Here is a 23774-nt window from a genome sequence, read left to right as displayed (position 1 = left end):
GCGGCCCTTCTCCGCCCAGCATAACCATCATGGAGTGAGCAATGTCGAATCAGGAATCTTCCGGTGGCGTCACCCGACGCGCGTTACTTAAATCCACAGCCCTCGGTTCTCTGGCGCTGGCCGCCGACGGGCTTCCCCTGCCCTTTACGCTGCGCAGCGCCGCGGCGGCGGTACCGCAGGCTGGCGGCGGCGACACCCGCATTGTCTGGGGCGCCTGTTCGGTCAACTGCGGCAGCCGCTGCGCCCTGCGGTTGCACGTGCGTGATGATGAAGTGGTGTATGTCGAAACGGATAACACCGGCGACGACCGCTATGGCGATCACCAGGTCCGCGCCTGCCTGCGCGGGCGTTCGATTCGCCGGCGCATCAACCACCCGGATCGCCTTAACTATCCGATGAAGCGCGTGGGAAAACGCGGAGAAGGTAAATTTGAGCGTATCAGCTGGCAGGAAGCGCTGGATACCCTTGCTGACCGCCTGAAGCGCGTCGTCGCGGAATATGGCAACGAAGCCGTGTACATTAACTACTCATCAGGAATTGTCGGCGGGAACATCACTCGCTCCTCGCCTTCCGCTTCGCCGGTGACGCGGCTGATGAACTGCTACGGCGGCTCGCTTAACCAGTACGGTACCTACAGCACCGCGCAGATCGCCTGCGCCATGCCCTACACCTACGGCAGTAACGACGGCAACAGCACCTCGGATATTGAAAACAGCAAGCTGGTGGTGATGTTCGGCAACAACCCGGCGGAAACCCGCATGAGCGGCGGCGGCATTACCTGGTATCTGGAACAGGCCCGCGAGCGTTCCAACGCGCGGATGATCGTTATCGATCCGCGCTACACCGATACCGCCGCCGGTCGCGAAGATGAGTGGATCCCCATTCGCCCCGGCACGGACGCCGCGCTGGTCGCCGGTATCGCCTGGGTGTTGATTAACGAGAATCTGGTGGATCAGCCGTTCCTTGATAAATACTGCGTCGGCTACGATGAGAAGACGCTGCCGGCCGGGGCGCCTGAGAATGGCCACTATAAAGCCTATATCCTCGGCGAGGGCGACGACGGCGTCGCCAAAACGCCGCAGTGGGCCTCGCGTATCACCGGCATCCCAGCCGATCGCATCATTAAGCTGGCGCGCGACATCGGCATGATCAAACCGGCCTATATCTGCCAGGGCTGGGGGCCGCAGCGCCAGGCCAACGGCGAGCTCTCGGCCCGGGCAATCGCCATGCTGCCGATCTTAACCGGCAACGTCGGCATCAACGGCGGCAACAGCGGCGCCCGCGAATCGACCTACACCATCACCATCGAGCGTCTGCCGGTGCTGGAAAACCCGGTGAAAACCGCCATCTCCTGCTTCACCTGGACCGACGCCATCGCCCGTGGTCCGGAAATGACCGCCACCCGCGACGGCGTGCGCGGCAAAGAGAAGCTGGATGTGCCGATCAAATTCCTGTGGAACTACGCGGGCAACACCCTCATCAACCAGCACTCCGACATCAATAAGACCCACGATATTCTGCAGGACGAGAGCAAGTGAGAAACCATCGTGGTCATCGACAACTTTATGACCTCGTCGGCGAAATACGCCGACCTGCTGCTGCCCGACCTGATGACCGTTGAGCAAGAGGATATCATTCCCAACGATTACGCCGGCAATATGGGCTATCTGATTTTCATCCAGCCCGCCACCTCGGCGAAGTTTGAACGCAAACCGATTTACTGGATCTTAAGCGAAGTGGCGAAACGGCTCGGCGACGATGTCTACCAGCGTTTTACCGAGGGGCGCACGCTGGCGCAGTGGCTGCAGCATCTGTACGCCAAAATGGTGGCGAAAGATCCGGCGCTGCCGGCCTACGAGGAGCTGAAGCGAATGGGCATCTACAAACGCAAGGATCCGAACGGCCACTTCGTCGCCTATCGCGACTTCCGCCGCGATCCCGAAGCGCATCCGCTCAACACCCCGTCCGGCAAAATTGAGATCTACTCCAGCCGGCTCGCCGAGATTGCCGCCCGCTGGCAGCTGGAGAAAGACGACGTCATCAGCCCGCTGCCGGTCTACGCCTCCACATTTGAAGGCTGGGACGATCCGCTGCGCAGCCAGTATCCGCTGCAGCTGTTTGGATTCCACTATAAGGCGCGCACCCATTCCAGCTACGGCAACGTGGATGTGCTGCAGGCCGCCTGCCGTCAGGAAGTGTGGATCAACCCGCTTGACGCGAAAAAACGCGGGATTAATAACGGCGATCTGGTGCGGGTGTTCAACCAGCGCGGCGAAGTCCGGCTGCCGGCGAAAGTGACGCCGCGCATCATGCCGGGCGTGTCGGCGATGGGCCAGGGCGCGTGGCACGACGCCAATATGGCCGGCGACCGGGTTGACCATGGCGCCTGCATGAATACCCTGACCACCCACCGCCCGTCGCCGCTGGCGAAAGGGAATCCGCAGCATACTAACCTGGTCGATATCGAGAAGGTTTAAGGAGTAAACCATGAGCACGCAATATGGATTCTTTATCGACTCCGCTCGCTGTACCGGGTGCAAAACCTGCGAGCTGGCCTGTAAGGACTATAAAAACCTGACCCCGGAAGTCAGTTTCCGTCGCATCTACGAGTACGCCGGCGGCGACTGGCAGGAGGACAACAGCGTCTGGCAGCAGAACGTTTTTGCCTATTACCTCTCCATCGCCTGTAACCACTGCGCCGATCCGGCCTGCACCAAAGTCTGCCCGAGCGGGGCGATGCACAAGCGCGAAGACGGTTTTGTGGTGGTGGATGAAGAGGTGTGCATCGGCTGCCGCTACTGTCATATGGCCTGCCCGTACGGCGCGCCGCAGTACAACGCCGACAAAGGCCATATGACCAAGTGCGACGGCTGTCATGAGCGCGTCGCCGAGGGGAAGAAGCCGGTCTGCGTCGAGTCCTGCCCGCTGCGGGCGCTCGATTTCGGGCCGATTGCTGAACTGCGTGCTAAGCACGGCCAACTGGCGGCGGTAGCCCCGCTGCCCTCGGCGCACTTCACTCAGCCGAGCATCGCGATCAACCCTAACCGCAACGCCCGGCCGTGTGGCGATACCACCGGTTATCTGGCAAACCCGAAGGAGGTGTGAGATGGGAAGCGGATGGCATGAATGGCCGCTGGTGCTGTTTACGGTACTGGGGCAATGCGTGGTGGGCGCGACATTCATCAGCGGTCTGGTCTGGCTCGAGCTGGCGGACCAGCGCGAAGCGCGGCAGCGTCTGGTGCGCAGCATGTTTTTTATCTGGCTGCTGATGGGGATCGGCTTTCTCGCTTCAGTTATGCATCTCGGTTCGCCACTGCGCGCGTTTAACTCGCTGAACCGCGTCGGCGCCTCGGCGCTGAGCAACGAAATCGCCAGCGGCGCCTTGTTTTTCGCTGTGGGCGGATTCTGGTGGCTGCTGGCAGTGCTGGAAAAAATGCCGGCAGCGCTGGGCAAAATCTGGCTGGTGATCACCCTGCTGTTGGGGCTGCTGTTTGTCCTCGCGATGACCCGGGTTTATCAAATCGATACTGTACCGACATGGTACACTGGCTACACCACCAGCGCCTTCTTCCTGACGGTACTCCTTAGCGGGCCGCTGTTCGCCGCCCTGCTGTTGCAAATGGCGAAAGTCGACGTTAACGGCTGGTTTATTGCTGGGTTGAGCGTGGCCGCGCTGGTCATCAGCGCCGCGGTGATCGTCATGCAAAGCGCCGGGCTCAGTACTATTCACAGCTCCGTTCAGCAGGCGGCCAGCCTGTTGCCGAATTACGGCAGACTGCAGGCCTTACGCCTTATCCTGCTGGCGCTGGGACTCGGCTGCTGGCTGTGCCCGCTGATCCGTCGCCAGCCGCCGCGCGCGGCGGGGCTACTGGCTGGTCTGCTGCTGGTCTTGATTGCTGAATGTATTGGCCGCGGCCTGTTTTATGGGCTACATATGACCGTCGGTATGGCGGTTGCCGGTTAATGAGACGGCGCGCCGGCGCGCGCCGCAGAAAGGAATAAGTGATGATGCCGTTCCCACACCGCGACGCCGTCGCGTTAAGCGCCCGTACCCTGGGCGCGTTGTTCTCTTATGCGCCGAATAACGCGCAAATCGCGCCGCTGGTCGCCGCCTTCCAGGACGGCAGCTGGCAGCAACAGTGGCCCTACCCGGTTGCCGCCCCGCTGGCATCGGGGTTTGCCGCGTCGGTTGAAGAGTCGTTGCCGGAAGCCTGGCAGCGCCTGTTTATCGGACCATGGGCCCTGCCGGCGCCGCCATGGGGATCCGTCTGGCTGGATAAAGAATCGGTGCTGTTCGGCGAATCCACGCTGGCCCTGCGCGAATGGATGCGCGCGAACGGCATCGCACTGGACGCCGATCGCAACGAGCCGGAAGACCATTTCGGCACCCTGCTGCTGCTGGCGGCGTGGCTGTGCGAAACGGAGCAGGAGGCGTTGTTTGGCCAGCTGCTGGCCTGGCATCTGCTGCCGTGGTCCGGACGCTTCCTGAGCGTCTTTGTCGAACGCGCTGCCCACCCCTTCTACCAGGCGCTGGGTCAGCTGGCGCAGGCGACCCTGGCGCAGTGGCAGGAGAATCTGCCGATCGCCGTGGCGGAAAAGCCGCTCTATCACTAATCCCTTTACCGCGCCGGTAGTCGGCGCGGTTTCCTTATTTGCACGCCTGACCGTGACCCGCACTTATCGCTTTTGCATATAAGGTTATTCCCTATCACAATAAGGCCATGTTTTCCGACTTTCGCCATGACCGATGCACCGTCTTCATCCCTATCCTGACGTGCAGGTGATGTTTCGTCGCCTGCTGATCGCCACGCTGATTGGCCTGCTCGCCGCCCTGGCGGTGGCCCTGTTTCGCCATGCCATGGTGGTGCTGGAAACGCTGTTTCTCGGTAACGACAGCGGGAGCCTGGTCAATGCCGCGCAGTCGCTGCCGGCGTGGCGGCGGCTGATTACCCCGGCGCTGGGGGGACTGGCGGCAGGGACACTTCTCTGGCTCTGGCAGCGGCGCAGCATTGCCCGCCCGCACGCCGCCACCGATTATATGGAAGCCCTGGAAACCGGGGACGGTTGCTTCGATACGCCGGCAAGCCTGGTGAAGTCGCTGGCCTCGCTGCTGGTGGTGGTCACCGGCAGCGCGATTGGCCGGGAAGGCGCCATGATCCTGCTGGCCGCGCTGGCGGCCTCGCTGTTCGCCCGCCGCTTCACGCCGCAGGCAGAATGGAAGCTGTGGGTCGCCTGCGGCGCCGCCGCCGGGATGGCCAGCGCCTATCATGCCCCGCTGGCCGGCAGCCTGTTTATCGCTGAAATTCTCTTTGGCACGCTGATGCTGGCCTCGCTTGGGCCGGTTGTCATCTCGGCTGTGATCGCCCTGCTGCTCACCCAGTTTCTCAACGGCGGCGCCGCGCCGCTGTACCATGTCGTCCTGCAGCAGGACCTTAGCGCGCTGCACTATGGCCTGATGCTCGCCACCGGACTGCTGGCCGGGCTGTGCGGGCCGCTGTTTATCTGGCTGATGGCCTACAGCCACCGCGGGTTCGTCAGGCTGAAGCTGGCGCCGCCGTGGCAGCTGGCGCTGGGCGGGCTGATAGTCGGCGGCTTATCGCTCATCACTCCGGCGGTGTGGGGCAACGGCTACAGCGTGGTGCAAAGCTATCTCCTGCTGCCGCCGCCCGGCGCGCTGCTGGTGGCGGTATTCCTGTGCAAACTGCTGGCGGTGCTGGCCAGCAGTGGCTCCGGCGCGCCGGGCGGGGTGTTTACCCCCACGCTGTTTGTTGGTCTGGCGATGGGCATGCTGTTTGCCCGCTTCAGCGGGCTGTGGCTACCGGGGGATCAGGAGATGGCTTTGATGATGGGACTGACCGGCATGGCGGCGTTTCTTGCCGCCACCACCCATGCGCCCATTATGTCGACCCTGATGATTTGTGAGATGACCGGGCAGTATACGCTGCTTCCCGGCCTGTTGATCACCTGCGTGGTGGCGTCGGTGCTGTCGCGGACGTTACGCCGGGATTCGATCTATCGCCATCACGTTGCCGAGCATGTCTAAGTCGACGTAGCGGCTTAGCTCACGCTGCTCGGCGCGCGGCAGATACGGCAGCTCGCCAATGAGCGGCGCCGGCAGCTTTTTGCTGAGCACATCGATGATTTCGGCGTAGTGCGCCAGACCGGGGTTAATGCGGTTGGCCACCCAGCCGATCAGCGGTAGCCCGTCATTGGCGATCGCCTGGGCCGTCAGCAGCGCATGGTTGATGCACCCTTCCTGGATCCCCACCACCATCAGCACCGGGAGCTGCTCCTGTACCACCCATTCGGAGAGCGGTCGCAGGTCGTTCATCAGGCTGCGCCAGCCGCCGGTGCCTTCAACCACCACATGTTCAACCTGCCCGGTCAGCCGCTGCAAACCATCCGACAGCAGACCGTAGTTGATCGGGCAGCTGTGCGCCACGCTGCTTTCGTCTTCGCTTAAGGCGATGGGATTGACAGCCTCATAGGGTAACGCCAGCGTGGAGACGCTCTGCAGCACCAGCGCGTCTTTGTTACGCAAACCGTCCGGCGTCTCTTTGCTGCCCTTCGCCACAGGCTTGTACCCGGCCACGCTTTTGCCTCTGGCAGCAAGTGCCTGCAACAGCGCACGGGAAACCACTGTCTTCCCGACAGAGGTGTCTGTACCTGTAATAAAGAAACGCTTAAACATCACTAACCCCACAGTTTTGTCGATGAAATATACGGGAGAGAAATAATCAACAGTGGGCAAAGTCTACGTGAAGCCGCTGGGGGTCAGCTTGAGATAGCGCAATTTTTGGTGTGACTATGAAAAAATGTTAACCCTGTAACAGTCGTATGAGTAAGGATCCGTTATAGAGCGCATCCTTGACCAACGCCGCGCCAGCCATCGTTCCGCGGTTGGAGAACTGGGTGCTTTCAACCGCGATATGCTGGCTGTAGGCCGGGAGTGATTGTTGCCGAATGCAGCTGGAAATTGCCGGAAAAAGAATGTCTGCCGCCAGGTTAAACGGCGAGCCAATCAGGATTTTCTGCGGGTTAAACAGATTGACCATGATCGCCAGAATGCGGCCGACGTGATTACCGACGCCGCTGATAATGTCCCGGGCCAGCAGATCGCCCTGCAGCGCCGCCTGACATAGCCACTCCACGCTCAGCGGACGCTGATGCAGTAGCGAGCTCATCGACTGCGCCATCCGCATCTGCGCCAGCTCCAGCACGCTCTCCACGCTGGCGATCGTTTCCAAACAGCCATGGTTGCCGCAGTAGCAGCGTTTGCCGTAGGGGTCGACCTGGGTATGACCGATCTCCACGAGACTGCTGCTGCCGGCGTGCAGCAGACGTCCATCGGTGATAACCCCGGCGCCGACGTTGTGATCGATCACTACCTGAATGACGTCCCGGGCGCCGCGCGAGGCGCCAAACAGCGATTCCGCCATGGTCCAGGCGCTGATGTCATGCTGAATATAGACCGGCACCCCGGTATGGTTGGCCAGCGTTTCGCCTAACGGGACGTCTTTGACTTCTTCATAAAACGGCATGCGATGAATAATGCCGTTTTCAGTATCAATGATACCCGGCATCGTGATGGCGATGGAGGTGAGACGTTCCAGCTTCTTCTGGTGGCGAATAAAGAAGCGATCGATATGGTCGATAATCCGCGTCAGAAACGGCGTGCTGTCGGCAAGCGCCAGCTCCAGCTGCTCCTCCACCACCAGCTGGCTGCTTAAATCACGCAGCGAAAGGTGGATCTCGCCGCGGCTGATGCGCACCGCCAGATAGTGCCATGCCTCGGTTTCCACCATCAGCCCCACCGCCGGCCGCCCGCGGCTGCCGGGCTCCTGAATTTCGGTCTCCTGCACCAGGTGCGCTTCCAGCATTTCGCGGACAATTTTGGTGATGCTGGCGGGCGCCAGTTGCGCAAATCGGGAGAGGTCGATACGCGATACCGGGCCGAGCTGATCAATCAGGCGATAGACGGCGCCCGCATTGGTCTGCTTGATTTGATCGATATGGCCTGGTTGACTATCCGCTACCACCATTGACTCCCTTTATTTTCGCGCTTCGAAATAAACTTTCGGCTATGGTGAAGCACTTCGATGGTGAACGTCAAATTTTTGCTTAGCCTTGTGATTTACCGCACATTTCCAGCCCATTTTTGCTTCAATTGCGCTCGCTTTTCCAGGCCAGCAGCGTGTCACGAAAGCGTTTTGCCAGCGCTCCCTGCTCATGGTGTTTCGACCACACCAGCCACATCTCTGACACCGCATCCTGTTCGTCGATCGGCAGCCAGCGCATTTCGCTGAGCTGCACGCGCTGAAAGGAGGCCGGCAGGATCGACACCCCCAGCCCGGCGGCCACCAGGCCAATAATGGTCATCGCCTCCCCCACCTCCTGGGCAATCACCGGCGTATGGCCGTAGCGGCGCAGCAGGCCAAGGATATCGTCATACAGGCCGGTACCGACATGCGGGTCGAAAAAGACGAACGGCTCCCGCGCCAGCGCCGCCAGGCTGACCGAGGGCAGGCGGGCCAGCGGATGGTCCGCCGGGACCATCGCCAGCAGCGGCTCACGCAGGACCCGCTGCCACGCCAGGGTGTCCGGCAGTTGAGTATTACGCAACAGGCCAAGGTCGAGGGCCCCCTCGCTCAGCGGGACAATCTGTTCGCGGGTATTGGTCTCGCGGGTGAGAATATGCACATCCGGGTAGCGCTGACGAAACAGCGACAGCGTATCGGATACCGCCTTGATGAAAGGGGCCGAGGAGGTAAAGCCGATACGCAGTTCGCCCGTTTCCCCATGGTGCAGGCGGGCGGCGCGGGCGGCGGCGTCCTCCACCTGGGCGAGAATTTGTCGGCTGTCGGCGAGAAACTGTTTGCCCGCCGCCGTCAGGCTGACGCTGCGGTTGGTGCGGGCGAACAGGCGGGCGCCGGTCTGCTGCTCGAGGATCTGAATTTGCTGGCTTAACGGCGGTTGAGAGATGTTCAGTCGCGCCGCGGCGCGGCCAAAATGCAGCTCCTCGGCGACGGCGACAAAGTAGCGCAGATGACGCAACTCGATATTCATATTTAAAACGTCTTATTTGAGATTATTAATATATTAGACAGAATATTTACATTTTCATACCCTAAAAATGTGAGCTGAATGGTCACAACACTCTGTTGGTAAGCAGCAACTTCTATCCAAGGAATTCTCTGTGAGTCGTACAACAACCGTTGACACCGTGCCGGCGGACGAGGTCAGCGTCGCTGGTGCATCCCGCCCGGATCAATTTATTAAGCGCGGCACCCCGCAGTTTATGCGCGTCACTCTCGCGCTGTTCTCCGCCGGTCTGGCCACCTTTGCCCTGCTCTATTGCGTGCAGCCGATCCTGCCGGTGCTGTCGAACGAGTTCGGCGTATCGCCGGCCAGCAGCAGTATCTCTCTCTCCATTTCCACGGCGATGCTGGCGGTGGGCCTGCTGTTTACCGGCCCGCTATCGGACGCCATTGGCCGCAAGCCGGTGATGGTCACCGCCTTGCTGCTGGCCGCCTGCTGCTCGCTGTTGTCGACCATGATGACCAGCTGGCACGGCATCCTGATTATGCGCGCCCTGATCGGCCTGTCGTTGAGCGGCGTGGCGGCGGTCGGCATGACCTACCTGAGCGAGGAGATCCACCCCAGCTTCGTGGCCTTCTCCATGGGACTCTATATCAGCGGCAACTCCATCGGCGGCATGAGCGGCCGCTTGCTCACCGGGGTCTTTACCGATTTCTTCGGCTGGCGCGTGGCGCTGGCGGTGATCAGCGGGTTCGCTCTGGCAGCGGCGATTATGTTCTGGCGTATCCTGCCCGAGTCGCGCCATTTCCGCCCGACCTCGCTGCGGCCAAAAACGCTGCTGATTAATTTCCGCCTGCACTGGCGCGATCGCGGCCTGCCGCTGCTGTTCATCGAAGGTTTCCTGCTGATGGGGGCCTTTGTCACTCTGTTTAACTACATTGGCTACCGTCTGATGATGTCGCCGTGGTCGTTAAGCCAGGCGGTGGTGGGTCTGCTGTCGGTGGCGTATCTCACCGGAACCTGGAGCTCGCCGAAAGCGGGCGCCATGACCGTACGCTATGGCCGCGGTCCGGTGATGCTCGGCTTTACCGGCGTGATGCTTTGCGGCCTGCTGATGACGCTCTTTTCTTCCCTGTGGCTGATTTTCATCGGCATGCTGCTGTTCTCCGCCGGCTTCTTCGCCGCGCATTCCGTCGCCAGCAGCTGGATTGGCCCACGCGCGCGCCGCGCCCGCGGTCAGGCGTCATCGCTATATCTGTTCAGCTATTATCTTGGCTCAAGCCTGGCGGGGACGTTAGGCGGGGTGTTCTGGCACCGCTACGGCTGGAACGGCGTCGGCGGATTTATCGCGCTGCTGCTCCTTGCCGCGCTGTTGACCGGCACTTGCCTGTATCGCCGACTAAAATAATCGCCCGTGACGTGGCCTGCGGGCCACGTTTCACCACATGCCCATGATAGATGACAAGCCCATCAGCTCTCTGACGGCATCAACGGACAGTAAGGCAATAAACAGCCAGGTGAACGGATTCATAAACCACCCCCGAACCTCCAGACCTGTGTAATCGATCACAGTTTAGTCACGATACGTTGCCGATTTCTGCAATACCGCTCACAGAGCCACGCTTTTTTTCCTGCTATCTCCCGGCTGATGCTATACCACGCCTCCTGCGCGCAACGCTCGACCCGCCAGGCGTATCAGGATAGTGTAGAGGCATACCGATAATCTGTTCATTCACCTGTCACGGACCGAACGCTACTATGACTGAAAATACGCCTTATCAGCAGCTTACCCGCACGTTTCAGCGCCTGTCGCGCTTTTCGCATCTCTCCGCCATCGCCGGCTGGGATATGTTCGCCATGATGCCTCCGGGCGGTAGCGCCGCCCGCGGCGAAGCGCTGGCGGAACTCGGCGTGCTACAGCATCAGATCCTGACCGATAAAAAAGTGGGCCAATGGCTGCAGGCGGCCCGCCAGCAGGATCTCAACGACCTCGAACAGGCCAACCTGCGGGAAATGCAGCGTCAGTACGATCAGGCGGCGCTGCTGCCGGAAAGCCTGGTGGAGGCCAAATCACTGGCCGGTAGCCGTTGCGAACATGCCTGGCGCAGCCAGCGGCCGGCTAACGACTGGGCTGGCTTTGCCGAAAATTTGCGCGAGGTGGTCAGACTGAGCCGCGAGGAAGCGCAGATCCGCGCCGACGCCCGGGGAGGCTCACCCTATGACGCGCTGCTTGATATTTTCGAGCCGGATATGACCAGCGCCCGGCTGGACAGCCTGTTTGCCGACCTCAAGTCCTGGCTACCTTCCCTGCTGCGGCAAGCGGTCGACAAGCAGGCGACGCGAACCTTGATCGCCCCGCAGGGGCCGTTCCCGATCCCTGAGCAGCGCGAGCTGGGTCTGCAGGCGATGCGCATCCTCGGCTTTGACTTTGACGGCGGGCGTCTGGACATCAGCGCCCACCCGTTCTGCGGCGGCGTCCCTCAGGATGTGCGCATCACCACCCGCTACAACGAAAACGACCTGCTCAGCGCCCTGTTCGGCGTGATCCACGAGACCGGCCACGCCCGCTATGAGCAGAACCTGCCCCGCCCGTGGATCGACCAGCCGGTAGGACTGGCCCGCTCTACCGCCATTCACGAGTCGCAAAGCCTGTTCTTTGAAATGCAGCTGGGACGCAGCGAGCGCTTCCTCCACCGCCTGTTGCCGGCGGTGCGCGAACGCTTTGGCGATCGGCCGGCCTTTAGCGAGGAGAATTTTGTCGCCTGGAACCAGCGGGTGAAACCAGGCTTTATTCGCGTTGATGCCGATGAGGTCAGCTACCCGGCGCATGTGATCCTGCGTTATGAAATTGAACGCGCGCTGATCGACGGCGAGATCGAGGTGGAAGATATTCCGTCGCTGTGGGATGAGAAAATGCAGCACTGGCTGGGACTGTCGACCACCGGCAACTACCGGGACGGCTGTATGCAGGATATTCACTGGACCGACGGCGGGTTCGGCTACTTCCCTTCCTATACGCTGGGGGCGATGTACGCCGCGCAGCTGATGGCCGCCGCCCGCCGCGCGCTGCCGACGTTAGACCGCGATATCGCGGAAGGGGATTTCAGCGCCCTGTTTGACTGGCTGCGGCAGAATATCTGGCAGCATGGCAGCCGCTTCACCACCTCGCAGCTGATCCAGCAGGCCACCGGAGAGGATCTTAACAGCCGCTACTTCCGCGACCACCTTACCGCCCGCTATCTGTAATCGTCCGCGCCGGGCTGCCCGGCGCGTCCTTCGCTCCTCGCCTTGTACATTCGGTTACACGCCGATACCAAACACTCACGGAAAGCCCGAAAAGACAAGCATATAGTAATTTCACCGGCCCCGCAGTGGGGTTGAAATTAAGAAAACTTTTCGAGGATATCAGAATGAAAAAAGTATTAGCTCTGGTCGTTGCCGCTGCTATGGGTCTCTCTTCCGCCGCTTTCGCTGCTGACGCAGTAAGCACCACTCAGGCGCCTGCTGCTACCCACAGCACTGCTGCCAAGACCACCCATCACAAAAAACACCATAAAGCCGCAGCAAAACCAGCTGCAGAGCAGAAAGCTCAGGCTGCCAAAAAACACAAGAAAGCAGAAGCGAAACCAGCCGCTGCCCAGAAAGCCCAGGCCGCTAAAAAACACAAAAAAGCAGAAGCTAAACCAGCCGCTCCGCAGAAAGCCCAGGCCGCTAAAAAGCACCACAAAGCTGCCGCTAAACCGGTAGCCCAGAAAGCCCAGGCAGCGAAAAAACACCACAAAACCACCAAACACCAGGCCGCTAAACCTGCTGCACAGCCGGCAGCATAATTCCTCCCGGTGAACCAACCTTCTTAAATAATCGGCGCTGTTTCAGCGCCGTTTTTTCTGGAGAGCACTATGCTGCGGCGCTATCGTTTTGAGCTCATCCTGATCCTGTTAATCATTTGCGCAGTGGTTGCGACCCGCTTTTTCCTCTATTAATTGTTTCGCCCCCTCTCCCGTTTTGCCGCCTGGCGCAGACTTCCCGGAAGGTGAATGTCGCGCAAATATTATTGCCTGCCTCTTACCACTCTTTGTACCCTGCCGCTGCCAGCGGCGCAAATAATGCCCGGCGCCCGAAGACGCCAGACACGTTAGCAAGAAACCATCGCGCGCCTGGCCCCCATGCGGCGGCCAGACTCATCACAAAGCACGTACCGCTTCCATCACAAGATAGCCGGTTGCGCCCCAGATGGCCACGGAGACCAGGGAAACATAGACCAGTGCGCGAATACCTTTTTTAGACATATACCCTCCGAACGCCGGGGAAATAGAATTCAGGCTATCATCGCCGGTATTACCTCTCTATTTACTCAACGGCGGGGTGACGGTAACAATGTTTTCGGTGAGAAAATGTTTCGCATTGAAAATTATTACGTGAGGCGTAAAGAAGTGCGAATTCTGGTGAAGTTCTGGCGGGTAAACGTATTATTTTTGCGCATTCCGCTGACAAACCAGGAATAACCTTAAAGAAGTGTTGCTGCATTATTCGCCAATTTCAGTACGTTCTGATACACGAATGTTCTTGCGCCAGACCGCGCTTTCTGCGGAAATAGCAGCAGAAGGTTACTGGTATTAACCGATTGAAATCAGACGGTTTTACCCGCGCCAGGGCCCACCGCGCGCAGATGAGATATGCCGTTTGGCCTGATAAGAATTATTGTTTACTTTCATAAACTTAAATCTCCTGCTACTGTCAATAGACATCATAGTCTCCCCAGAGAGTGATATGCGTAGAAACGTTCTGTTATTACTGTGTTCATTTTATCTGTTACCTCTGGGCGCACATGCCGATGATAACGGACTGAGCGCCAAAGATATTAAGACGTTGTTTTTCGGTCACGATGACCGTAAAGCGGTGAGCCGTCCGGAGGAGAGCCCGTGGGACGCGATTGGCCAGCTGGAGACCGCCAGCGGCAATCTGTGCACGGCGACGCTCATCTCCCCCAACCTGGCGCTGACCGCGGGCCACTGCCTGTTAACACCCCCGCGCGGCAAGCCGGATAAAGCGGTCGCTCTGAGCTTTATTTCCCGCAAGGGGAACTGGGTGTATGAGATCCACGGCATTGACGGACGAGTGGATCCCGGCTTAGGCAAGCGCCTGAAAGCCGACGGCGACGGCTGGATCGTTCCCTCCGCCGCGGCGCCCTCGGATTTTGGCCTGATCGTGCTGCGCTATGCTCCCTCAGGCATCACGCCGATCCCGCTCTTCCCCGGCAGTAAGGCCGATTTAACCGCGGCGCTGAAGGCGGCGGACCGGAAAGTGACCCAGTCAGGTTATCCTGAAGATCATCTGGATAATCTTTATAGCCACCAGGACTGCATCGTCACCGGCTGGGCGCAAAACAGCGTTCTGTCGCACCAGTGTGACACCCTGCCCGGCGACAGCGGCTCGCCGCTGCTGCTGAAAACCGCGGACGGCTGGCAAGTGATCGCCGTGCAAAGTTCGGCTCCCGGCCCGCAGGATCGCTGGCGAGCGGACAACCGCGCCATCGCGGTGACCGGCTTTCGCGATAAGCTGGAGGCGCTGGCCGGAGAGTAATTACCCCTGCTGCTGGCGCCGCTGCAGCAGGTCGGCGATCGGCATCGGTTTACTGAAGTAAAAGCCCTGTAGCCGGTCGCAACCGGCCCGCCGCAGCAGCGCCAGCTGTTGCGGATCTTCAACCCCCTCAGCCACGACCGTCATCCCCAGCGCGCGGGCGATGCGCACCGTGCCGCGCACCATCTCCGCCGCCTGCGCATCACAGTCCACCCGCCCGGCGAGGGATTTGTCAATCTTCAGGCTGTCAAAACGAAAGCGGCGTAAATAGCCGATGCTCGAATAACCGGTGCCAAAATCGTCCAGCGCCACGGCGATGCCCTGGGCCTTCAGATTCTCCACCACCGCCTGCGAACGTTCCGGATTTTCCAGCACATAACTCTCCGTCACCTCCACTTGCAGGCGTGACGGCGGAAAGCGGCAGGCAGCGACCGTCTCCATCACCCGGCTTTCAAAAGCCGGATCGCGAAATTGCGCCGGGGAGATATTCACCGACAGCAGCAGATCGCTCACCGGCTGCAGATCGCTGCAGGCACGTTGCAGAACGAACTGGCCGAGGGTGTCAATCAGGCCGCTGCTCTCGGCAATGGCGATAAATGCATCCGGCGCCAGCGCACCCTGCGGGCGACGCGGCCAGCGCAGCAGCGCTTCAACACCGGTCATCGTCAGGGTATCGGCATCGACTACCGGCTGATACCAGACCTCAAATTCATCCTGCTCCAGCCCCTGACGGATGCCATTCTCGATCATCAGCTGATGACGTCGCACGGCATCCAGCGCATCGTCATACCAGGCCGTCTGCCCCTTGCCGCTCTTCTTGGCGTGGTACATGGCGATATCCGCCCGGCGAAACAGTTCGGTACTGGAGCATTCCGCCGGGGTTCCGCTGGCGATGCCGATGCTGGCGCCGATATAAATTTTGCGTTTGCTCAGTGCCACCGGCGCTTTCAGCAGCTCCAGCGCCGCCCAGGCGAACGCCGCCGCCCGGTCGATCGCTTGTTCGCCGCTCACCGCCATGGCGAATTCATCCCCGCCCATTCTTGCCAGCATGGCCTCCGCCGGCACCCGTTTTTGCAGCGCGCTGGCGATATGGCGGATCAGGGCGTCGCCCACATCGTGGCCATAGTTATCATTCACATCCTTAAATCCGTCCAGATCGATAAACACCACGCACTGCATGTCGTGCTTACTCGTGTCGCACACCTGGCTTAACCGCAGCAGCAGCGCTCGTCGGTTGGGCAGCCGGCTGAGCCAGTCAATCAGGGCGATCTCCCGCGCCTGACGTTCGCCGCGGGCCAGCTTATACATGCCGAGGCTGCTGAACAGAATAAACAGCAGGATCAGGCTGGCGGCCACCCCGGCGATCAGCCGCATACTGCCTGATGAGGCCAGGGCCGCTTCGGCGCCGGGCAGACGCGGCTGCCACGCCAGATAGCCCAGCACCTCGCCTCCCTGCGTGCGCAACGGAATATGGTGTTCGCCGGGGCCGTCGCTGAGATGGAGATGACTTATCTGGAAGGTGTCGCCTAAACGCTGCAGCAGCTGAGGACTGATGTGCCGGGTAATGACCAGATAGCGCCGGGTATCGTCAGCCACTTGCAGCCGGCCGGTCGTTGGCCGGATCAGACCGATGCCGACGAAAGCGATCCCTGCCTCGGTGCGCGTGATGCCGGCGAAGGCGTTTTTCCCCTCGCGCAGAGCTTTTGCATGATAACGGATCAGGCTGGTCAGCCCGGCGCCGAGAAATGAAAGGTCTGTCCGGGGCATCACCTGACTCTGAAAGGCGCCCCACAGAATGTGATAATGTTCATCAAGGACAAAGGTGCCGTCGTACAGGTTATTGATTTTGAAGCCCGATCCCCAGGTGTCGTACAGCCATTTTTGATCCAGTCTGGGGGCGTAAGTCTGGGTCACCGCATCGTCCCAGATAGCATTGTCCAGCACCAGGGACAGCACCCGGTTGACCGATGTCTGCACCGCCCCTTCCACCGACAGGACAGAACGCTGCTGGTCAATTTCATTGGATTTGCTGGCAATGAGGTGTTGCGACAGGTAAAGCAGGGAGATCACCGACGCGGTGAGGCCGAGCCCGGCGAGAAAAATCATTATTGACAACGTCCTGGCGGAAGGAATTTTCCGCCAGCCGAAAGCTGTGAACATGCGCAGTCCTCATCGTCACCGGGCACAATAACTGCGGGGCCGGTCTTGAGGTAAGCATACTACAGCGGACCCGTTTTGCCGCCTGGCTTTGCAGGCGGCGCGACGTCAGGCGAGTTTAATTAACACCATGCCGGCAACCAACAGGATGACTCCCGCCCAGCCTTTGTTATTCAGGCGCTGGCCAAACAGCACCCAGCCGGCGGCGATGGTCGCCGCGATACCGAAGCCGCCCCACAGCGCATAGGCAACCGACAGATCGATGCCTTTTACCGCCTGCGACAGGGCGCTGAATGCGCCCAGCACCGCCGCCAGCGACAGGATGCCATAGACCTTGCGGCGGAAACCGTCGGAAAACTTCAAAAAGACGTTGGCAATAATCTCCAGAACAATGGCGATAGCCAACCAGGCGGCGTGGATCCACTCAAACTGCTGCATGAGCCACCTCCTGCTTCGACGACGCTTTTTTCTGGGTGCCGGACTTAATCAGGACGATCCCCACCACCAGTGTGGTCAGACCGGCTATTTTCAGCAGCGACAAGCTTTCATCAAATAACAGAACGCTGAACAGGGTGATCAGCAAAATGCCAATCCCTTCCCATAACGCGTAAGCCACACCGAGGGCAATTTTTTTAACTGCAAAGGCGAGAAAAATATATGACAGAGCTATCATGGCCAGCATTAAAATATAGCCGGTATGCCCACCGCTGATGCTTGCCCATTTCATCGACAACGTGCCGGTAATTTCAGCAACAATAGCTAAAGCTAATAAAATCCAATAAAACATGATCCCTTCTCCTGCTTGAGAATATAATCCATTACCGTTTACGAGACGCGTAAACCGGAAAATTTCTGACGTAGATTTCGCTGTGCGCTTGGCGCCAGCTCAGGCAGAAAGAAGGTGACTATAGCGCCGAATGCCAGTGCTGTTCGCCGGCAAAACGGGAAAAAGTGAGGGATACTGCGGGGTGATTTAAAATATACATCCTGAACTGATTGTCCATAAAATTACAATTATCCGCGGTGTTGCTTCTCGTCCGGTGCGGATGGAAATTGTCCTCAGTAGTTAAACACAGGTAGATTTGTAGCATAGTGCTACATTTAATTCAAAGACTTTGCAATTCTTTACGCCGCGGTTTTGCAGCAATGCGTTTTTTCTGAAAAAAAACGTCATTATGCTAATGTAACGCAACCTGTTAACAGGCAAGGAAGATTGAGGACGGGATCCTATGGCTAAACCTATTATTACACTTAACGGACTAAAGATGGTCATCATGCTGGGCATGCTGGTGATCATCCTGACCGGCATTCGCTTTGCGGCAGACATTATTGTCCCGTTTATTCTCGCGCTTTTTCTGGCGGTGATCCTTAATCCGCTGGTGCAGCTGCTGGTCCGCTGCCGGGTGCCGCGCGTGCTGGCGATCTCACTGCTGATCGGCCTTATCGTGATGTTAGCCGTTGTGCTGCTGGCCTCGCTGGGGACCTCGCTTAACGAGCTGGCGCGCACCCTGCCGCAGTACCGCAACTATCTCTACGAACCGATGCAAACCATCGCCCCCTGGCTGCAGCGCCTGGGTTTTACCGTCTCGGTGGTGGAGCTTAACAAATACATCGACCCCAACGCCGTGATGACCCTGGTCACCAGTCTGCTCACTCAGCTGTCGAACGCCATGTCCTCGATTTTTCTGCTGCTGCTGACGGTGGTGTTTATGCTGCTGGAGGTGCCGCAGCTCCCCGCTAAACTCCAGCAGCTGATGTCCCGCCCGGTAGAAGGCATGGGGGCTATCCAGCGCGCTATCGACAGCGTGTCGCATTATCTGGTGCTGAAGACCGCGATTAGCCTGGTCACCGGGCTGGTGGTCTGGGGCATGCTGGTTCTGCTGGACGTGCGCTTCGCCTTTATGTGGGGGCTACTGGCCTTCGCGCTGAACTATATTCCCAATATCGGTTCCGTACTGGCGGCCATCCCGCCGATCCTGCAGGTGCTGGTGTTCGGCGGCCTGTACGAGGCGCTGGTGGTGCTGGCCGGCTATCTGATCGTTAACCTGGTGTTCGGCAATATTCTCGAACCGCGGATCATGGGGCGCGGCCTGGGGCTCTCCACCCTGGTGGTGTTCCTGTCATTGATCTTCTGGGGCTGGCTGCTGGGGCCGGTCGGTATGCTCCTGTCGGTGCCGTTAACGATTATCGTCAAAATTGCCCTTGAGCAGACCAGCGGCGGGCAGAGCATCGCCTTCTTACTAAGTGATGTGAGCAAACAGTAAACCTTTCCCGGGCCGGTGGCTGACCGGCCCTCCTCTCCTTGTCAGCTGCAGTAGACCACTACGCCTTTTGTATTATTGATCCTCATCACAAAGGGCCACTCACCATTGTTACTCTCAGGCTAACGATTGGCCGCCGTGCTTAATTGATGCTCCGCGCCCCGCGTCGCACACTACCCTCCACCAGGACAAACAAAACGATTTGTCGAATCAGGAGGTTAATAATGAATGCCGAACAAACGACGGGGCGGGTCTGGAACCGTCGCCGGACGGAAAAGCAACGGCGGCTGGCCGAGGCCAACATCCCGGGCAAAGTCATCCCCACTGACCAGCTGGTCAGCGTACTGGAAAACCTGCTCGCCCCCGGCGACCGGGTGGTGCTGGAAGGCAACAACCAGAAGCAGGCCGATTTTCTCTCCCGCATGCTGGCGGAAGTCAATCCGCAGAAAATCCACGATCTGCATATGATCATGCCCAGCGTCGGGCGCAGCGAACACCTTGACTTGTTTGAAAAAGGCATCGCCCGTAAGCTCGATTTCTCCTTCTCCGGTACCCAAAGCCTGCGCATTTCGCAGCTGCTGGAAGATGGGCTGCTGGAAATCGGCGCCATTCATACCTATATCGAACTCTACTCCCGCCTGTACGTCGATCTGTCGCCTAACGTCGCGCTGATCGCCGGCTACAAAGCCGACCGCAAAGGTAACCTCTATACCGGGCCGAGTACCGAAGATACCCCGGCGCTGGTGGAGGCCGCCGCCTTCCACGACGGCATTGTTATCGCTCAGGTCAACGAACTGGTGGACGACGAGCGCGATCTGCCCCGCGTCGATATTCCCGGCTCGTGGATTGATTACGTGGTGGTCGCCGACAAGCCGTTCTTTATTGAACCACTGTTCACCCGCGACCCGCGCCTGATTAAGCAAGAACACATTCTGATGGCGATGATGGCGATCAAGGGCATCTACGCAGAGCATCAGGTGCAGTCCCTCAACCACGGGATCGGCTTCAATACCGCCGCCATCGAACTGCTGCTACCGACCTACGGCGAACAGCTCGGCCTGAAAGGCAAAATCTGTAAACACTGGACCCTGAACCCGCATCCGACCCTGATCCCGGCGATCGAGAGCGGCTGGGTGGAGAGCGTGCACTGCTTCGGCGGCGAGCTGGGGATGGAAGAGTACATCCGCGCCCGCCCGGATATCTTCTTTACCGGCCCGGACGGCTCCATGCGTTCCAACCGCGCCTTCTGCCAGCTGGCGGGTCAGTACGCGGTGGATATGTTTATCGGTTCGACCCTGCAGGTGGATGGACTGGCTAACTCCTCGACCGTCACACGCGGCCGCCTTTCCGGCTTCGGCGGCGCGCCGAACATGGGCCACGATCCGCACGGCCGCCGCCACGCTACCCCTGCCTGGCTCAATATGATCACCGAGCCGGACCCAATGCAGCGCGGTAAAAAACTGGTGGTGCAGATGGTCGAAACCTTCCAGGCCGGCGTGAAACCGACCTTCGTTGAGACCCTGGACGCGGTCGACGTGGCCAAAACCTCCGGCATGCCGCTGGCGCCGGTGATGATTTACGGCGATGACGTCACCCACGTGCTGACCGAAGAGGGTATCGCCTATCTGTATCGTGCGGAAAGCCTGGAAGAGCGCCGGGCGATGGTCGCCGCAGTGGCCGGGATCACCGATATTGGCCTCGGGGTGGACGCAAAACGCGTGGCTGCCCTGCGTCAGAGCGGCAAAGTGGTCTACCCGGAAGATCTGGGTATTCGCCGCAGCGAGGCAACCCGTTCACTGCTGGCCGCCGGCAGCGTCGCCGACCTGGTGGAATGGTCCGACGGACTGTACAACCCACCGGCAAAATTCCGGAGCTGGTAATGAAAATTCTCTCTCCCCTGCACGCCGAAAGTCTTGTCAGCTGGCTGGCGGACACCGCCAGCGCCTGCCTGATTGACGAAGCCCGTCTGAGCCCGAAACCGGGTCTGGTCGACAGCCGCGGCAGTGGCGCGCATCAGGACCTCACGCTGGCGCTGATGGAACGCTCCGCCCGCAGCCTGCAGCCGACCTTCCACGCGCTGGCCCAGCAAAGCTGGCGCCGCCCGGCGGATATCGCGCTGCGCGAAACCGTCGGCCGCCTCGGTCGCGAAGGCGAAGCGCAGATGATGCAGGCCACCGGCGGGGTCAATACCCACCGCGGCGCCATCTGGGCGCTGGGGCTGCTGGTCAGCGCGGTGGCGATGTTGGGTGGAGAGGGTCAATCACAGACGATCGCCGACACCGCCGCCGCCCTCGCCCGCCTGCCCGACAGCCTGGCGCCGAAAAGCTTCAGTAAAGGGCTGCGCGCCAGCCGCCGCTGGCAGGTGCCTGGCGCGCGCGAAGAGGCGCAGCGCGGTTTCCCGCATATCACCGCCCTGGCGCTGCCGCAGTTACAGCAAAGCCGCGCCCGGGGCGCCAGCGAGCCGCAGGCGCGACTTGACGCGCTGATGGCCATCATGACCTCGCTGAGCGATACCTGCGTGCTGTCGCGCGCCGGCATGAGCGGCCTGCAGACCATGCAGCAGGGCGCCCGCGAGGTGCTGGCGGCCGGCGGTTGCGCCAGCGTCGCCGGACGCGCCGCCCTGGCGCGACTTGACGCGCAGATGCTGGCGCACAACGCCTCGCCGGGCGGCGCCGCCGATCTCCTTGCCGCCACCCTGTTTCTCGACCGGGTTGCCGGCTAACGCATTCAGAGGATGTTATGGAACAGATTACATTGTCATTTCCTGCCAGCCGCGCCCTCAGCGGCAGAGCGTTGGCAGGGGTTGTAGGTTCAGGCGATATGGAGGTGCTCTATACCGCCGCCGGGAGCGATACGCTCCGCGTGCAAATTACCACCTCGGTGGATAACAGCCAGGCGCGCTGGCAGGCGCTGTTCGACCGGCTGAACCTGATCAACGGCCTGCCCGCCGGGCAGTTGGTTATTCACGACTTCGGCGCCACGCCGGGCGTCGCTCGTATTCGTATTGAACAAGTCTTTGAGGAGGCCGCTCATGCGTAACGATCGCAGCTTTATCGAACTGCGCGCTCGCGAACGCGCCCACGCCCTGCTGGACGACGGCAGTTACCGCGAACTGCTGGATCCGTTTGAAGGCATTATGTCGCCGTGGCTCGGCGCGCAGGGCATCGTCCCACAGTCCGACGACGGTATGGTGGTCGCCAAAGGCACGATCAACGGCCAGCCGGCGGTGGCGATTGCCATCGAAGGCACCTTCCAGGGCGGCAGTATGGGCGAAGTCTCCGGCGCCAAAATGGCCGCCGCGCTGGAGCTGGCGGCGGAAGATAACCGCAACGGTATCCCGACACAGGCGGTGCTGTGCCTGGAAACCGGCGGCGTACGTCTGCAGGAGGCCAACCTCGGTCTGGCCGCCATCGCCGATATTCACGCGGCGATTGTCGACCTGCGCCGCTACACCCCGGTGGTCGGCATTATTACCGGTACCGTCGGCTGCTTCGGCGGTATGTCCATCGCCGCGGCGCTGTGCAGCTACCTTATCGTCACCCGTGAAGCCCGTCTCGGCCTCAACGGCCCACAGGTTATCGAGCAGGAAGCCGGCATTGAAGAGTACGACTCCCGCAACCGGCCGTTTATCTGGAGCATGACCGGCGGCGAAATTCGCGCCGCCAGCGGGCTGGTCGACGCGCTGGTTAACGATGGCGTTAACGCCGTTAAAACCGCGATGAACGAGGCGATCGCCAAAGGCGTACCGGCGCAGCACCGCAGCGACAATTATGACGATTACCTGCGCCGTTTAAGCCAGTTCGACACCCGCCAGCAGGCGGATACCGCGCAGATTAAACAGCTTTTTGCCCGGGAGGAGAAATAATGAGCCAGTTCCCAAACCGCGCCGCGCTGTGGCTGAACAAACTGGCGCCCGACGCGCCGCTGATGAGTGGTCTGTGCCCTTCGGTGCAGGTCGCAGATGGCCAGATTGATGGCGAAAGCGTCCGCTTTATCGCCGTGGTACCTGACGCTAACAACCACTACCCGCGCGCCGCCGGCGGCGAAGTCGGCCTGCTGGAAGGCTGGACGCTGGCGAAAGTGGTCAACGAAACCATCGCCGCTGACGCCGACCAGCCTGGTAAACGGCCGATCGTCGCCGTGATCGATGTGCCGAGCCAGGCCTATGGCCGTCGCGAGGAAGCTTTTGGTATTCACCAGGCGCTGGCCGGAGCGGCAGGCGCCTACGCCAAAGCCCGTCTGGCCGGCCACCCGGTGATTGGCCTGATTGTCGGCAAAGCGATGTCCGGGGCGTTTCTGGCCCACGGCTATCAGGCCAATCGCCTGATCGCCTTTAACGATAGCGGCGTGCTGGTTCACGCGATGGGGAAAGCATCGGCCGCGCGCATTACCCTGCGCAGCGTAGAGGCGCTGGAGAAACTGGCGGCAACCATCCCGCCGATGGCCTATGACGTCAACAACTACGCCACGCTCGGCCTGCTCTCTGCTCTGCTTGACATCAGCAATCCGGACGCGCCTGACGACCACGATCTGGCGCTGGTCAGCCACACCCTGCGCGACGCCATCGCTGACGCGCGCCAGGATCCCTCGCTGAAGTGCCGCCTGGGTGCGGAAAACCGCCGCAGTTCGCAGCAGGTCCGCGACCTTATGCGCGCCAGCTGGTAAGACGTTCGTACGTAAGTAGTAGAAGAAAACCTGCCGGAAGCCGTCCCCCGGAGCGCGTAATAACCGCGCCGG

The 23774-nt window shown here is 60.4% G+C and carries 23 protein-coding genes and 1 pseudogene; 16 read left to right on the top strand and 8 right to left on the bottom strand.

Annotated elements, in window-relative coordinates:
- Positions 1 to 41 precede the first annotated feature (41 nt).
- The 5 genes and pseudogenes from ynfE (at position 42) to clcB (ending at position 6043) form a co-directional block, all read left to right on the top strand.
- A pseudogene (ynfE, locus tag MKS11_RS04030) lies at positions 42 to 2477 on the top strand (selenate/tellurate reductase subunit YnfE).
- 10 nt (positions 2478 to 2487) lie between these two features.
- Positions 2488 to 3105, top strand: coding sequence for a DMSO/selenate family reductase complex B subunit (locus MKS11_RS04025; protein ID WP_064187263.1), 618 nt, complete (start codon positions 2488 to 2490; stop codon positions 3103 to 3105).
- 1 nt (position 3106) lies between these two features.
- A complete protein-coding gene (locus MKS11_RS04020; RefSeq protein ID WP_087771710.1) occupies positions 3107 to 3964 on the top strand; it encodes a DmsC/YnfH family molybdoenzyme membrane anchor subunit in 858 nt (285 codons plus the stop codon).
- 41 nt (positions 3965 to 4005) lie between these two features.
- The gene (gene dmsD / locus MKS11_RS04015) at positions 4006 to 4614 is read left to right on the top strand and encodes a Tat proofreading chaperone DmsD (protein WP_284109380.1); all 609 of its coding nucleotides are present in this window, start codon (positions 4006 to 4008) and stop codon (positions 4612 to 4614) included.
- A gap of 133 nt (positions 4615 to 4747) precedes the next feature.
- Positions 4748 to 6043 (top strand): voltage-gated ClC-type chloride channel ClcB, encoded by a 1296-nt coding sequence (gene clcB / locus MKS11_RS04010; RefSeq protein ID WP_053810422.1) that lies wholly within the window; start codon positions 4748 to 4750, stop codon positions 6041 to 6043.
- On the opposite strand, the gene bioD is transcribed toward clcB, so the two are convergent.
- The 3 genes from bioD to MKS11_RS03995 all read right to left on the bottom strand — a co-directional run bounded on the left by bioD (position 5996) and on the right by MKS11_RS03995 (position 9066).
- Positions 5996 to 6691 carry a dethiobiotin synthase gene (bioD, locus tag MKS11_RS04005; protein ID WP_004206045.1) on the bottom strand — a complete coding sequence of 232 codons (696 nt, stop codon included), beginning with the start codon at positions 6689 to 6691 and terminating at the stop codon, positions 5996 to 5998. The two genes, clcB and bioD, sit on opposite strands and share 48 nt — an antisense overlap.
- Positions 6692 to 6818: 127 nt before the next feature.
- A complete protein-coding gene (gene mlc / locus MKS11_RS04000) occupies positions 6819 to 8039 on the bottom strand; it encodes a sugar metabolism global transcriptional regulator Mlc (RefSeq protein WP_004206046.1) in 1221 nt (406 codons plus the stop codon).
- 124 nt (positions 8040 to 8163) lie between these two features.
- Positions 8164 to 9066 carry a LysR family transcriptional regulator gene (locus MKS11_RS03995; protein WP_004206047.1) on the bottom strand — a complete coding sequence of 301 codons (903 nt, stop codon included), beginning with the start codon at positions 9064 to 9066 and terminating at the stop codon, positions 8164 to 8166.
- A gap of 130 nt (positions 9067 to 9196) precedes the next feature.
- Here MKS11_RS03995 and MKS11_RS03990 point away from each other — a divergent pair, with 130 nt between their 5' ends.
- Positions 9197 to 10447 (top strand): MFS transporter, encoded by a 1251-nt coding sequence (locus MKS11_RS03990; RefSeq protein WP_043519519.1) that lies wholly within the window; start codon positions 9197 to 9199, stop codon positions 10445 to 10447.
- A gap of 30 nt (positions 10448 to 10477) precedes the next feature.
- On the opposite strand, the gene MKS11_RS03985 is transcribed toward MKS11_RS03990, so the two are convergent.
- On the bottom strand, positions 10478 to 10570 hold the full coding sequence (locus tag MKS11_RS03985; RefSeq protein WP_004206050.1) for a KPN_01571 family protein: 93 nt from the start codon (positions 10568 to 10570) through the stop codon (positions 10478 to 10480).
- A gap of 227 nt (positions 10571 to 10797) precedes the next feature.
- On the opposite strand from MKS11_RS03985, the gene MKS11_RS03980 reads away from it, so the two are divergent.
- From MKS11_RS03980 to MKS11_RS03970, 3 genes are all read left to right on the top strand, one after another.
- Positions 10798 to 12285 (top strand): carboxypeptidase M32, encoded by a 1488-nt coding sequence (locus tag MKS11_RS03980; protein WP_284109379.1) that lies wholly within the window; start codon positions 10798 to 10800, stop codon positions 12283 to 12285.
- Positions 12286 to 12449: 164 nt separating this feature from the next.
- Positions 12450 to 12869 carry an acid resistance repetitive basic protein Asr gene (gene asr / locus MKS11_RS03975; RefSeq protein WP_004206052.1) on the top strand — a complete coding sequence of 140 codons (420 nt, stop codon included), beginning with the start codon at positions 12450 to 12452 and terminating at the stop codon, positions 12867 to 12869.
- Positions 12870 to 13809: 940 nt separating this feature from the next.
- A complete protein-coding gene (locus MKS11_RS03970) occupies positions 13810 to 14622 on the top strand; it encodes a serine protease (RefSeq protein WP_259595622.1) in 813 nt (270 codons plus the stop codon).
- Here the strand turns inward: MKS11_RS03970 and MKS11_RS03965 are convergent, their stop codons facing one another.
- Positions 14623 to 16725, bottom strand: coding sequence for a bifunctional diguanylate cyclase/phosphodiesterase (locus MKS11_RS03965; RefSeq protein WP_224052069.1), 2103 nt, complete (start codon positions 16723 to 16725; stop codon positions 14623 to 14625).
- On the opposite strand from MKS11_RS03965, the gene MKS11_RS27570 reads away from it, so the two are divergent.
- On the top strand, positions 16697 to 16810 hold the full coding sequence (locus tag MKS11_RS27570; RefSeq protein ID WP_224052065.1) for an ArsR family transcriptional regulator: 114 nt from the start codon (positions 16697 to 16699) through the stop codon (positions 16808 to 16810). The genes MKS11_RS03965 and MKS11_RS27570 overlap by 29 nt on opposite strands.
- A 74-nt stretch (positions 16811 to 16884) precedes the next feature.
- Here MKS11_RS27570 and kpnF read toward each other — a convergent pair whose 3' ends face one another.
- The 3 genes from kpnF to MKS11_RS27670 form a co-directional block, all read right to left on the bottom strand.
- On the bottom strand, positions 16885 to 17214 hold the full coding sequence (gene kpnF, locus MKS11_RS03955) for a multidrug efflux SMR transporter subunit KpnF (RefSeq protein ID WP_004206057.1): 330 nt from the start codon (positions 17212 to 17214) through the stop codon (positions 16885 to 16887).
- Positions 17201 to 17563, bottom strand: coding sequence for a multidrug efflux SMR transporter subunit KpnE (kpnE, locus tag MKS11_RS03950; RefSeq protein WP_004206058.1), 363 nt, complete (start codon positions 17561 to 17563; stop codon positions 17201 to 17203). Before kpnE ends, kpnF begins: the two co-directional genes overlap by 14 nt.
- Before the next feature lie 118 nt (positions 17564 to 17681).
- Positions 17682 to 17867, bottom strand: a complete 186-nt coding sequence (locus MKS11_RS27670) for a hypothetical protein (protein WP_004148297.1) — start codon at positions 17865 to 17867, stop codon at positions 17682 to 17684.
- 138 nt (positions 17868 to 18005) lie between these two features.
- Between MKS11_RS27670 and MKS11_RS03945 the strand changes: the two genes are divergently transcribed.
- The 6 genes from MKS11_RS03945 (at position 18006) to mdcE (ending at position 23702) form a co-directional block, all read left to right on the top strand.
- A complete protein-coding gene (locus MKS11_RS03945) occupies positions 18006 to 19040 on the top strand; it encodes an AI-2E family transporter (protein ID WP_004206059.1) in 1035 nt (344 codons plus the stop codon).
- A 221-nt stretch (positions 19041 to 19261) separates the two neighbouring features.
- The gene (gene mdcA / locus MKS11_RS03940; protein WP_049116449.1) at positions 19262 to 20917 is read left to right on the top strand and encodes a malonate decarboxylase subunit alpha; all 1656 of its coding nucleotides are present in this window, start codon (positions 19262 to 19264) and stop codon (positions 20915 to 20917) included.
- A complete protein-coding gene (locus MKS11_RS03935) occupies positions 20917 to 21759 on the top strand; it encodes a triphosphoribosyl-dephospho-CoA synthase (RefSeq protein ID WP_048294814.1) in 843 nt (280 codons plus the stop codon). Before mdcA ends, MKS11_RS03935 begins: the two co-directional genes overlap by 1 nt.
- Positions 21760 to 21776: 17 nt before the next feature.
- A complete protein-coding gene (gene mdcC / locus MKS11_RS03930) occupies positions 21777 to 22076 on the top strand; it encodes a malonate decarboxylase acyl carrier protein (protein WP_017900317.1) in 300 nt (99 codons plus the stop codon).
- A complete protein-coding gene (locus tag MKS11_RS03925; protein ID WP_048294813.1) occupies positions 22069 to 22902 on the top strand; it encodes a biotin-independent malonate decarboxylase subunit beta in 834 nt (277 codons plus the stop codon). The genes mdcC and MKS11_RS03925 overlap by 8 nt, the downstream gene beginning before the upstream one ends.
- Positions 22902 to 23702, top strand: a complete 801-nt coding sequence (mdcE, locus tag MKS11_RS03920; protein WP_032455992.1) for a biotin-independent malonate decarboxylase subunit gamma — start codon at positions 22902 to 22904, stop codon at positions 23700 to 23702. The genes MKS11_RS03925 and mdcE overlap by 1 nt, the downstream gene beginning before the upstream one ends.
- Positions 23703 to 23774: the final 72 nt, after the last annotated feature.

Source organism: Klebsiella sp. K5-45 (genome assembly GCF_030128605.1).
Taxonomy (GTDB): domain Bacteria; phylum Pseudomonadota; class Gammaproteobacteria; order Enterobacterales; family Enterobacteriaceae; genus Klebsiella; species Klebsiella quasipneumoniae.
This window is presented reverse-complemented; position numbering and strand designations above follow the sequence as displayed.

Coding starts and splice junctions, on each gene's coding strand:
- MKS11_RS04025 (WP_064187263.1), top strand. CDS start 2,488: ATGAGCACGCAATATGGATTCTTTATCGACTCCGCTCGCTGTACCGGG.
- MKS11_RS04020 (WP_087771710.1), top strand. CDS start 3,107: ATGGGAAGCGGATGGCATGAATGGCCGCTGGTGCTGTTTACGGTACTG.
- dmsD (WP_284109380.1), top strand. CDS start 4,006: ATGATGCCGTTCCCACACCGCGACGCCGTCGCGTTAAGCGCCCGTACC.
- clcB (WP_053810422.1), top strand. CDS start 4,748: ATGCACCGTCTTCATCCCTATCCTGACGTGCAGGTGATGTTTCGTCGC.
- bioD (WP_004206045.1), bottom strand. CDS start 6,691: ATGTTTAAGCGTTTCTTTATTACAGGTACAGACACCTCTGTCGGGAAG.
- MKS11_RS03995 (WP_004206047.1), bottom strand. CDS start 9,066: ATGAATATCGAGTTGCGTCATCTGCGCTACTTTGTCGCCGTCGCCGAG.
- MKS11_RS03985 (WP_004206050.1), bottom strand. CDS start 10,570: ATGAATCCGTTCACCTGGCTGTTTATTGCCTTACTGTCCGTTGATGCC.
- MKS11_RS03980 (WP_284109379.1), top strand. CDS start 10,798: ATGACTGAAAATACGCCTTATCAGCAGCTTACCCGCACGTTTCAGCGC.
- asr (WP_004206052.1), top strand. CDS start 12,450: ATGAAAAAAGTATTAGCTCTGGTCGTTGCCGCTGCTATGGGTCTCTCT.
- MKS11_RS03970 (WP_259595622.1), top strand. CDS start 13,810: ATGCGTAGAAACGTTCTGTTATTACTGTGTTCATTTTATCTGTTACCT.
- MKS11_RS03965 (WP_224052069.1), bottom strand. CDS start 16,725: ATGATTTTTCTCGCCGGGCTCGGCCTCACCGCGTCGGTGATCTCCCTG.
- kpnF (WP_004206057.1), bottom strand. CDS start 17,214: ATGCAGCAGTTTGAGTGGATCCACGCCGCCTGGTTGGCTATCGCCATT.
- kpnE (WP_004206058.1), bottom strand. CDS start 17,563: ATGTTTTATTGGATTTTATTAGCTTTAGCTATTGTTGCTGAAATTACC.
- MKS11_RS27670 (WP_004148297.1), bottom strand. CDS start 17,867: ATGCTACAAATCTACCTGTGTTTAACTACTGAGGACAATTTCCATCCG.
- MKS11_RS03945 (WP_004206059.1), top strand. CDS start 18,006: ATGGCTAAACCTATTATTACACTTAACGGACTAAAGATGGTCATCATG.
- mdcA (WP_049116449.1), top strand. CDS start 19,262: ATGAATGCCGAACAAACGACGGGGCGGGTCTGGAACCGTCGCCGGACG.
- MKS11_RS03935 (WP_048294814.1), top strand. CDS start 20,917: ATGAAAATTCTCTCTCCCCTGCACGCCGAAAGTCTTGTCAGCTGGCTG.
- mdcC (WP_017900317.1), top strand. CDS start 21,777: ATGGAACAGATTACATTGTCATTTCCTGCCAGCCGCGCCCTCAGCGGC.
- MKS11_RS03925 (WP_048294813.1), top strand. CDS start 22,069: ATGCGTAACGATCGCAGCTTTATCGAACTGCGCGCTCGCGAACGCGCC.
- mdcE (WP_032455992.1), top strand. CDS start 22,902: ATGAGCCAGTTCCCAAACCGCGCCGCGCTGTGGCTGAACAAACTGGCG.